Annotated in this window: 4 protein-coding genes and 1 pseudogene; 3 read left to right on the forward strand and 2 right to left on the reverse strand. The window is 74.6% G+C overall.

Features of this window, described 5'->3' with window-relative positions; translation table 11 throughout:
* Window positions 1–551: pseudogene (locus DZF91_RS28635) on the reverse strand (ATP-dependent helicase); the annotation flags it as partial.
* Between the two features lie 128 nt (window positions 552–679).
* Between DZF91_RS28635 and DZF91_RS28640 the strand changes: the two are divergent.
* Window positions 680–1462, forward strand: a complete 783-nt coding sequence (locus DZF91_RS28640) for an enoyl-CoA hydratase/isomerase family protein (protein ID WP_117360233.1) — start codon at window positions 680–682, stop codon at window positions 1460–1462.
* Here the strand turns inward: DZF91_RS28640 and DZF91_RS28645 are convergent.
* Complete coding sequence (locus DZF91_RS28645) at window positions 1449–2951, reverse strand: serine/threonine-protein kinase (RefSeq protein WP_158588070.1); 1503 nt, start codon at window positions 2949–2951, stop codon at window positions 1449–1451. The two genes, DZF91_RS28640 and DZF91_RS28645, sit on opposite strands and share 14 nt — an antisense overlap.
* A gap of 158 nt (window positions 2952–3109) precedes the next feature.
* Here DZF91_RS28645 and DZF91_RS28650 point away from each other — a divergent pair, with 158 nt between their 5' ends.
* Both DZF91_RS28650 and DZF91_RS28655 read left to right on the forward strand, forming a co-directional pair.
* A complete protein-coding gene (locus DZF91_RS28650) occupies window positions 3110–3877 on the forward strand; it encodes an SDR family NAD(P)-dependent oxidoreductase (RefSeq protein WP_117360235.1) in 768 nt (255 codons plus the stop codon).
* Window positions 3878–4143: 266 nt separating this feature from the next.
* The gene (locus DZF91_RS28655) at window positions 4144–5094 is read left to right on the forward strand and encodes an acyl-ACP desaturase (protein ID WP_117360236.1); all 951 of its coding nucleotides are present in this window, start codon (window positions 4144–4146) and stop codon (window positions 5092–5094) included.
* The last annotated feature ends 37 nt before the right edge of the window (window positions 5095–5131 follow it).

Below are 5131 nucleotides of genomic sequence, written 5' to 3' on the forward strand. Positions count from 1 at the left end.
CCCTCGGCGGCGCGGCACGCGGCGGGCATGGCGCGCGCGAGGTCGCGGAAGCGGGCGGGCTCGTCGACCACCGGACGCCAGCGCGCGACGAGGTCGCCGTCCTCGCGCAGCAGGGCGGGCAGGACGTGGCCGCGCCCGGCGAGCCGGACCGCCTCGTCCGCGACCAGGCAGAGGAAGCGCAGGTCGGAGCCCGGGACGACGTCACCGCTGTGCTCGGCGGCCTGAAGCAGCGCCATCGCCGGGAACGGCTCCAGGACGAGCGCGGGCACCCGCCAGGACCGCAGCTCGGGCGTCCCGTCGAACGGCTCGGGGCCGAGCTCGGCCGACGGCAGCGGACGGTCGCCGCGGCTGGGCAGCGCCATGGCCAGCTCGATCCGCATCGCGCCCTTCACCAGCGGCTCGTAGGACGTGCCGGTGAAGTCGCGGGTCGCGAACGGGTGCGCCTCCCCGGCGGCGGGCGTGTGCGGGCCGCTCCGCTCCGCCCACAGGCACAGCGCCCCGCCGTGCCAGGTGCCGTGCGCGACCAGCATGACGACGTTCCCCCAGCCCACCCGATTCCTGCGACGACCACCGAAGCTACCAGCGGCCCCCGACACCCGGCCCCGGTCCGCCGATCTGTGGACGACGCCGGGAGATTAGGCTCGGGGCGTTGTTGCTCAAGGGAGAGTTGGAGGCGCTTGTGGGCGAGTTCGTGCGTGTCGAGGTCGAGGACGGCGTGGCGACGATCCGGCTGGACCGGCCGAAGATGAACGCCCTCAACGCGGTGATGCAGCGCGAGCTGGTCGAGGCGGCGCGCCAGGTGGGCGAGGACCCGGAGGTCGCCGCCGTCGTCCTGTACGGCGGGGAGCGGGTGTTCGCCGCCGGGGCCGACATCAAGGAGATGGCCCCGCTGTCGTACGCGGAGATGTCGGGCGGCCCGTCCCGGCTGCTGCAGGACTTCACCCGCGAGCTCGCGGCGATCCCGAAGCCGGTCATCGCGGCGATCACCGGCTACGCGCTCGGCGGCGGCCTGGAGGTCGCGCTGACGGCCGACTTCCGCGTCGCGGGCGAGGGCGCGAAGGTGGGGCAGCCGGAGATCCAGCTCGGGATCATCCCCGGCGCGGGCGGCACCCAGCGCCTCGCGCGGCTGGTCGGCCCCGCCAGGGCCAAGGACCTGATCTTCTCCGGACGGCACGTGCGCGCGGACGAGGCGCTGGCCATGGGCCTGGTGGACCGGGTCGTTCCGGACGGCGAGGTCTACGCCGAGGCCAGGAAGTGGGCCGCGACGTTCGTCGGCGGACCCGCGCTGGCGCTGCGCGCCGCCAAGGAGGCCATCGACTCGGGCATCGAGGTGGACCTGGAGAGCGGCCTGGAGATCGAGCGCACCCGGTTCTCCGCGCTGTTCGCCACGGAGGACCAGCACAATGGCATGAAGAGCTTCATGGACGAGGGGCCGGGCAAGGCCCGGTTCACTGGTCGCTAGGCCAGATCGGCGGCAGCGGCCACCACACGGCCGGGTGGACGTACAGCGCCGCGGCGACGAGCAGCCCTATGGCGGCCAGGGGCAGCAGCAGCCTCAGCCATAGGGCCGCCGACGTGTTGTAGCGGCACCGCAGGGTCACGACGGTCGCGGCCAGGAAACCCAGCGCCATCTCCGCCGCGCGCCCGGACGCCGGGGTCAGCCGGACGAGCGCGAAGAGGGCGGCGTACATCCCCGCCCCCGCCACTGTCAGCGACCCCATCCGGATGATCACTTCGAGCGGGACGGCGATGAGGGCCGCGACTCCCGCCCGGAACCGGGCGGCGCGTCCGCCCCGTGCGCTCGTGATGCGCAGCCGCATCCGCCGCAGGGCGCGGCGCGCGTAGACGGCGAAGAACCAGAGCAGGCACGCGGCCGACGTCAGCACCGGCACGGCCAGGGCCGTCCCGGGGAGGACGGCCAGCATGAGCGCCCCGACCGCGCCGCGCAGCCTGCGCGGACGCGCGCCGCCCTGCCGGCGGGCGCCGTCCCCCTTCCCCGGCTTGTCGCCCAGCGGTTTGTCCGGCGGCTCCTGCGCGTGCGAAGGATCGGCCTCCTGCGCACGCGTCTCGTCCTCGGGTTCCTCGGCGGGAGCGTCGGCGAGGGCGGCGGGAGGGAGCGCGGGCGGACGGACCGGGACCGGGAACTGCTCGGTGGGCGCGTCGGGCGGGGTGGGGCGCAGCAGGGGGAGCAGTTCGATCGCCGTGGGACGGTCCGCCGGGTCCACGGCGAGCGCCGCGCGGACCGCCGGGAGCAGGTCGCGGGGGACGCCCGTCAGGTCCGCGCGTCCGCGCAGGATCCGGGAGCAGATGGCCGCCGCCGGCCCGGACCCGAAGGGCGGGCGCCCGGTCGCCGCGTGCACCACGGACGCGCCCCAGGAGAACACGTCGGACGCCGGGGTGGCGCGTTCGCCGTCCAGGACCTCGGGCGCGAGGTAGCCGGGGGTGCCGATGGCGGTGCCGGTGAGGGTCAGGCGGGTCGCGTCCAGGACGTGCGCGAGGCCGAAGTCGATGACGACCGGGTCGCCGTCCACGAGCATGACGTTGCCGGGTTTGAGGTCGCGGTGGACCACGCCGCCCTCGTGGATCGCGACCAGCGACCGCGCGAGCCCCCGCGCGCAGCGCCGCAGCGCCGCCCCGCGCAGCGGCCCCCGCTCGCGCAGCACCTCGTCCAGCGTCCGGCCCTGGACGTAGCGGGTGACGATGTAGGGGCGGTGCGCGGTGAAGTCGGCGTCCAGGAGTTCGGCGACGAACGGGCCGCGCACCCGGCGCATGGTGGCGACCTCGCGTTCGAGGCGCTTGCGGGCGACCTCGTCGCGCGCGACGGCCGGATGCAGGACCTTCACGGCCACGGCGCGGCCGTGCTCGTCCAGGGCGAGGCTCACCTCGCCCATGCCGCCCACTCCGAGCTCTTCGAGCACCCGGTAGGGGCCGATCCGTTCTTCCGTTCGCACTGGGACACCCGTCGCGCTCGTGGACTGGGGTACGTGATCGTATGGGGTTTGCCCCGAGATGTCCCCGAGGCGCGACCGAACCGGTCTCATTCGCCTCCGGGGTGCGGCCGGGGCGAAGCGCCTCGCCGTGCGCGGGGGAGGGGCTAGCATCACCCGCCATGCGGCAGGCGTACCGAACCGCCCTCGTCACGGGCGCGTCCAGCGGGATCGGCGAGAGTTTCGCGCGGGAGCTGGCCGCGCGCGGGGCCGACCTGGTCGTCGTCGCCCGCCGGGCGGACCGGCTGGACGCGCTGGCGCGCGAGCTGGTCGAGCGGTACCGGGTCGCGGTCGAGGTGATCGCCGCCGACCTCACCGACCCCGGCGACCGGGACGAGGTGGCGCGCAGGCTCCGCCACGACCCCGTGGACCTGCTGGTCAACAACGCCGGGTACGGCGCGTTCGGGACGTTCGCCGACCTCGCGCTCGACGACCAGCTCCGCGAGATCGAGCTGAACGTCAACGCGCTCGTGCGGCTGACCCACGCCGCGCTGCCCGGCATGCTCGCGCGCGGACGGGGCGGGGTGCTGAACGTCGCGTCCATGTCGGGGTTCGCGCCGTCGCCCGGCGGCGCCACCTACGGCGCGACCAAGGCGTACGTGGCGTCCTTCTCGGAGAGCCTGCACGCCGAGGTCGCCGGACGGGGCGTCCACGTCACCGCGCTCTGCCCCGGCTTCACCCGCACCGACGAGGCCCACGACCCGCATCCCCTGTGGCTGCGCCGCGAGGACGTCGCGCGGGCGGGCCTGGACGCCGTGGAACTGGGCCGGGCCCTCTGCGTCCCCGGCCTGCGGTACAAGGCGGCGATGCCCGCGCTCAAGGTGCTGCCCCGCCCCCTCCTGCGCGCGGCGGCCCATCGCCTCTGGAAGCAGGCCGCTGACTCCCTGTAGCCGCCGCCGGACGTCCGGCCCCCGGCGCGCGCCCGAGTTTCATCACTTCCCACAAGAATTCCGCCGCGCTCCTTGTGACGGGAGTGCCTTGACGTGGCCCGGACACGCTCGCGACGATCGAACCTACGCTTACGTAGGTTCGTGGTCCGCCCAGTGGGCCGCGGACCCCGGCCGTTCCCCGCGGCGTCGCGCGCCGCCCCCGAGGGCCACCCCTCGTCCGGGCGGGCGCGAGCCCTCGGCCGCCCTCCGTCCAGCGAAGGAACCGCATGACCGTGACGCCCGAGAACAAGCACCAGATCCGGCTCCTCATCGACCTCGAACCGGTCGTCGAGACCGAGCTCAACCGGCATCTCGGGGTGGCCAAGGAGTGGTTCCCGCACCAGTACGTGCCGTGGAGCCAGGGCCGCGACTACGACGGTCCGCTCGGCGGCGAGGGCTGGGAGCCGGGCGACTCCAGGCTCAGCGAGGAGGCGCGCGAGTCGCTGATCGTCAACCTGCTCACCGAGGACAACCTGCCGGGCTACCACCGCGCGATCGCCGACGTCTTCGGCCGCGACGGCGCCTGGGGCACCTGGGTCAACCGGTGGACGGCCGAGGAGAACCGGCACGGCATCGTGCTGCGCGACTACCTCTCGGTCACCCGCGCCGTCGACCCGGTCGCGCTGGAGCGGGCGCGCATGAAGCACATGGAGGTCGGCTACGAGGCCGACCACGGCGACTCGTTCCTGCACGGCGTGGCGTACGTGTCGTTCCAGGAGCTCGCCACCCGCGTCTCGCACCGCAACACCGGCAAGGCCTCCGGCGATCCGATCTGCGACCAGATGCTCGCCCGCGTGGCGGCGGACGAGAACCTGCACATGGTCTTCTACCGGAACCTGCTCGGCGCGGCGTTCGACCTCGCGCCCAACGAGACCATGCGGGCCGTCACCGACGTGGTCAAGGGGTTCCAGATGCCGGGGCACAGCATCGACGGCTTCCTGCGCAAGTCGGTGATCATCGCGAACGCGGGGATCTACGACCTGCGCCTGCACCACGACGACGTCCTGGTCCCGGTGCTGCGCAAGTGGGGCGTGTTCGACCGCGCCGACCTGAGCGGGGACGGCGAGAAGGCGCGCGAGGAGCTGGCGGAGTTCATGGGGGGCCTGGACACCGCCGCCACCAAGTTCGAGACCCGCCGCGAGGAGCGCCGGGCCCGCCGCGCCGCCCGCGGCGCCTGACCCGCGTCCGGCCGCGCCGTCCGACCCGCGCCGCCCG

Origin of the sequence: Actinomadura logoneensis, assembly GCF_003428695.1 — a bacterium.
In the GTDB taxonomy this organism is placed as follows: domain Bacteria; phylum Actinomycetota; class Actinomycetes; order Streptosporangiales; family Streptosporangiaceae; genus Spirillospora; species Spirillospora logoneensis.